Source organism: Cupriavidus sp. OTU4054 (genome assembly GCF_038440175.1).
Lineage (GTDB): Bacteria > Pseudomonadota > Gammaproteobacteria > Burkholderiales > Burkholderiaceae > Cupriavidus > Cupriavidus pauculus_D.
In genome coordinates, this window is the sequence record NZ_JASATF010000062.1 from 1 (window position 1) to 4732 (window position 4732).

Annotated in this window: 4 protein-coding genes; all 4 read left to right on the forward strand. The window is 58.2% G+C overall.

The window, feature by feature from the left end; all coding sequences use genetic code 11:
• Positions 1-2009: DUF637 domain-containing protein (locus tag AAHB16_RS32650; RefSeq protein ID WP_342052932.1), on the forward strand; the 2009-nt coding region annotated here is incomplete at its 5' end.
• Between the two features lie 17 nt (positions 2010-2026).
• Positions 2027-2506 carry a hypothetical protein gene (locus AAHB16_RS32655; protein ID WP_150376388.1) on the forward strand — a complete coding sequence of 160 codons (480 nt, stop codon included), beginning with the start codon at positions 2027-2029 and terminating at the stop codon, positions 2504-2506.
• 324 nt (positions 2507-2830) lie between these two features.
• Positions 2831-3256: a hypothetical protein gene (locus AAHB16_RS32660; protein ID WP_150376390.1), complete on the forward strand. Its 426-nt coding sequence runs from the start codon at positions 2831-2833 to the stop codon at positions 3254-3256.
• Positions 3257-4303: 1047 nt separating this feature from the next.
• Positions 4304-4732: hypothetical protein (locus tag AAHB16_RS32665; RefSeq protein WP_342052933.1), on the forward strand; the 429-nt coding region annotated here is incomplete at its 3' end.

Below are 4732 nucleotides of genomic sequence, written 5' to 3' on the forward strand. Positions count from 1 at the left end.
ACGCGCAGGCACTGTCGCTGCCGACCGGCGGCACGATCAGCGGCGACAGCATCAGGATCGCCGTAGACGGTCAACTGCGCAATTCCGGCCAGATCGTCGCGAGCGACACGCTGACGGTCAGGGCGGAGAGCATCGACCTGAGCCCGAACGTGGTGTCCATCGGCACCAACGCATACAAGGCGCAGGGTGGCTGGAATGTCGTCACGGGCACGGTGGTGCAGCCGGGCGGCTTTCTGTCGGCGATGCAGATGGACATCGAGGCCGACAGCATCCGCGCGATCAACGATGCGTTCCGGATTACGCGCGCTGATGGATCGGTCGATGCGGACGCCAGCGCGGCGCTGGTCGCGCAGCTCAAAGAGAGCCTTGGGTTGAATTACGTCGAAGGCACGGTGGCCGACGACATTCATACGCAGTTCATCAAGGAGAAGAAGGGCTTCGGACCGCTGGGACAGATTGTCGCGATGGTCGCGGCCGTTGCTGCCTCCATCGTGACGGCGGGCGCCGCCGCTGCGGCAATGGGAGTGGCGCTGTCGAGCATGACGCTGGGTCAGGCGATGATGGTCGCCGCCTTGTCCAGCATGGCCGGCAGCATGGCTAGCCAAATCGTTTCTGGCCAGGGTCTCAACTTCGGGAAGATTGCGCAGGCGGGGTTGATCGGGGCGGTGACAGCGGGCCTGACCAATGGCATCACGTTCGATGGCAGCAGCTTTGGCGTGAGCGAATGGGGTCAGTCGCTCAAAGACACCAACACCCTCGCGAACCTGGCTGGCAGCAATACCGCCGGGGGTGCGCTGCAGGCGGCAAAGGATGGTGCCACCGGCACCGTCTACCAGCAGGCGGTCGGCATGGTCGGCACAGGGCTGATCAACGCCGGGGTCAACACGGCGTTCAATGGGGGCAGCTTCGGACAGGCGCTCATCAATAACCTGGTCGGGCAGGCGGCTGCGCTCGGTGCAAACGATATCGGCAGCCACACCGACCCGCTGAGCTTGCAGAACATCGCCAGCCATGCGGCGCTGGGGTGCGCGGCGCAGAGTGCGATGGGTGGGGATTGCGAGAGCGGTGCCATTGGTGGGGCGGCCAGTGCTGTTGTAGCGCCGCTGGTGCGGGACGGGCTGTACGGCGGCAGCCAGACCGTGACCACCGTTGACAACGGGGACGGTACGGTAACGACCACGACGAGCTACAACAACCCGGTGTACAACGCCGCGACGGTGGCGATTGCGATGCTGGCGGGTGGTGGGCTGGCTGCGGCTCTTGGTCAGAACGCCAATGCGGCGGCTGCGGCGGCGCAGAACGAGGCGCTGAACAATGCGATGAGCACGAAGACGCGCACGCTCCTGACTCGCGCATACAGCTTCGAGAGCCAGCCGACGAGCGTCTTGAATGCGGCCGACATCCGGCAAACAATCCAGGATCTGAACGTAGCGGCACAGGACCCTAACCTGACGGTGCAGGAGCGGAATTGGCTACATAATGCGGCGCTCAACGCATACATCGCGGGTGCTCAGGCAGGTGTGCTGCCTGTTGGGGACTTGGGACTGACCTATAACGCGCTGATCAGTTCTATGGGTTTTAGCGGCGGTGGGGTCGGGTCGTTGCCTGGTGGTGGAGGCCAAAGCAATGCTTTGCCGACGATGTCCGGCAGCCGCACCGCGGTGGCGTTGGGTGGGGCCACAAACGTGGCGAGCGAGCTTACGTTCGGTGACAACGGGCGCAAGTTGGACTTCCTGTTCAACAACAACATCGATTCGTCGAACGTGTACAACGCAGCTAGAGCAGCAGGGAATGCAAGCAGAATCGGAATTGCCGATACTCCTGCAAACCGTGCAACAGTGACGCAGTTGCTTAACCAAGCCTACAATGACCCGTCATCCATTGTTGGCCCGGGAACGGTGCCGGGTAGCAACCTGCGGGAGTTCTATTTGCCAGGCCTAACTGGTACAGGCTCAAAGGTTCAGTTTGTTGAGTTGAACGGGAAGGTACTTACCATTATCGCCAAGTGACTATGACCGGATTTGACATGCTGAAGTGGGTACCTTGCGACTCCCGCAGCGACATGGAGGCGCGCGCTTCTGGGGGAAAGGTACTGGGAACGCTGTTGACCTGCGATGCGAATACGTGGGGATATTTTCAAACGCTGGAAGGCTCGCATCTGAACGTTGGTTACGCGAACTTAGGTCTGGTGCCGCAGGCCGTGCTCGATGGTCAGCGTATGCTTGTGGGTATCAATGAATATTTGGTCTGCTATGACTTGACGATTGGTATCAAGTGCTTCTCCTTCCGCATGCCTTTGGTGTTTCACGAATTCATCGAGATCGGTGATTCGCTAATTGTTCGCGATGAGATGGGCTTTGTTGGCATTGCTCAAGATGGCACGGAGCTTTGGAAGTTTGGTACCGAAGGTGTCGTTGAAAGCTATATGGTGACATCGTCCAAAATCAGCGGGAAAACGACTGAGGGCTCGCGTTTCTCGTTTGAGCTACCCATGAGACGGCAGTAGACTTGGCGTTCGCTTTGCGCCAGTGATGCCCGACTACAGGACATCCACGTGGCGACGCACCCGGTGCGGCTGGCGCTCGCCCGGCCGCACAGCTCCCCGAGTAAGAGCCGGAGCCGACGCCGGCCGACGTACTGGCCGAGCCGGACGCCGAAGACTGGCCACCAGTCGCTGGACTGGGGACGCCTCCCTTATGCCGGCATGTTCCGTCGGCCCCTTCCTAGCCGCCCATCGGGGCGATATCACACCGTATTGCCCGCGTCCTGGGCAAGCAATGGATGAAATTGAAATGATCGAGTACGAGCAACATCGGTTGGCTTTGATGCTATGCAAGTCACGATCGACAAGCCATTTCAGCTGGAGCTCGACGTCATTGCGACAGACGAGCATGTTCCGTCTATGAAAATGGACGTTGTCGTTCGCGTGCAGCAGTTCAGGCACAGCCTGGAGTATCGTGGAAGTATGTGGTTCGAATATTCGTGCTGGGAGACGTTTGTTTCGAGCTTGAACGATGGCGAGGCGCGCACGGCAACGCTTACGGATATGGATGCTTGCCTTGTTCTTGCACTCGATACGAGCGGTGGGGCGCCGGAGATCTGCGGGGATTTCAAGAGCGTCGCGTTGGATGGAAGTATAGCTAAAGCAGCATGTCGGTTTCCCGCTGATCTTGAAGTCGTCATCAATAATGGAACGAGGGCGACCGGTACGAATCCGCGGGAAATTTCGCGCGGCGTTAAAAGCAAGGTGAATTAATGACGTCGATTCGGATAACAGGCTGGAAGTTTGGATTCAATAAAGTCAAACTTGGCTCTCTGCTTAGAGAGAACTGCGGGCTGTCCCTGTCGGAGGCGAAGCAGTATGTTGATTCAATCCTTAGCGGGGATGCCGTCGTGGTTGCCGTTTCACCAGATTGCACAAGCTCATTTGTGGACAGGGCATCGGAGCTAGGAGCTGTTTGCGAATTGGTGGACAACTAGTAGCAGTGACGATCGGCCCAATCTTGAGTTGAGGAGAACTATGACGGCAAGTCCTGAGTTAAGGAAGGAACTGGAATGGCTGGCATCAAATTGGGATCGAAAGGGGCTCGCTAACCTCTCTGCATACAATGCAGCATTCTATTCTGCGCTCCAGAACATCTTGGATGGCCGTGCGAGTGAACAGGATCTCGCGCTACTGGTGGAGGGTACTCTCGGAAGAATAGCGGATGGATATGCTCATCTACTTGATGTTGATCCGCGGGAGCTTGTTGCAGACCCATGGCTCCGATTACGCCGCCTCGGCGAAATATCTAAAGGACTCAAGAAGTTGAGTACTCCGTAGGTAAGGGCCAGGGTAGGCCGACTTTGCAGAGTGAACCCGGCCTTGGTCGGGTTCACAGTTTCTATAGCTGCCGCAACTCGGCTTCGCGGTAGGCGCGGCCGGCTTCAAGGGCAGCCTCGTGGATCGCGAACGTCTCGCTGGACCCGCCGGTGATGTTGCCAACGGGTATCCACAGTTCCCAGGTGTAGTCTTAAGGTTGACAGTGAATGAAGCCTATCGTGCGATGTTTATCTTTTTGGATCAGTACTACGAGAGGGATGGTTGCCGAAGCGACGACATCGCAGTAATGCTGAGCGGGATGGCGTAGACGATTTAGGCAGACGGCAGTACAAACGATCCCGCTCAATGGGACGATTGGCTAAAGGCTGTCCACGCAGCCAAGAGTGAAGACCCGAGATAGATTTGCAGAGCCCGGCTGAAGCCGGGTTCTTCGCGTATGTCGGCGTTGCTCTACGGGTCCTGTGACTGTCCGGATACCGTTTGCACGTCATCGACGATGACGTGCTCGCCGTTCAGGTCGAATCGCACGATCTGTCGCCGACCGTCGGGGAAGCGCTTCTCGACGCGGCCGCTAGGGGTGTCCGGGGTCGAGACGTAGATGGGGTTGCCTTGCGCGAGGTGGCTGCTGGCGGCCTCGTCACTGTCGTTGTTGACCATGGTGAATCAGATCGTATCTTCGGCAAGCACTTTATCGATGCTGTTACGGAACTCATGTGCTTAGAAGATGGGACAGTTTCTTGCATCGTTAATCGTGACATAACACCCGTCTTGGAATTCGGGAGCGTCGCAGCAATCTACATAGACCGAATCACAACCATCGATGAATATAACGAGGCGCTACGTTCAGGTGGGCCGGGTAACGGCTGGCTCTATAGGGTAGACCGATATGTCTGCGTCTCCGACGCCGGC

What these genes read in the sequence shown, in the direction of transcription:
- AAHB16_RS32655 (WP_150376388.1), top strand. Translation starts at nt 2,027, where the DNA reads ATGCTGAAGTGGGTACCTTGCGACTCCCGCAGCGACATGGAGGCGCGC.
- AAHB16_RS32660 (WP_150376390.1), top strand. Translation starts at nt 2,831, where the DNA reads ATGCAAGTCACGATCGACAAGCCATTTCAGCTGGAGCTCGACGTCATT.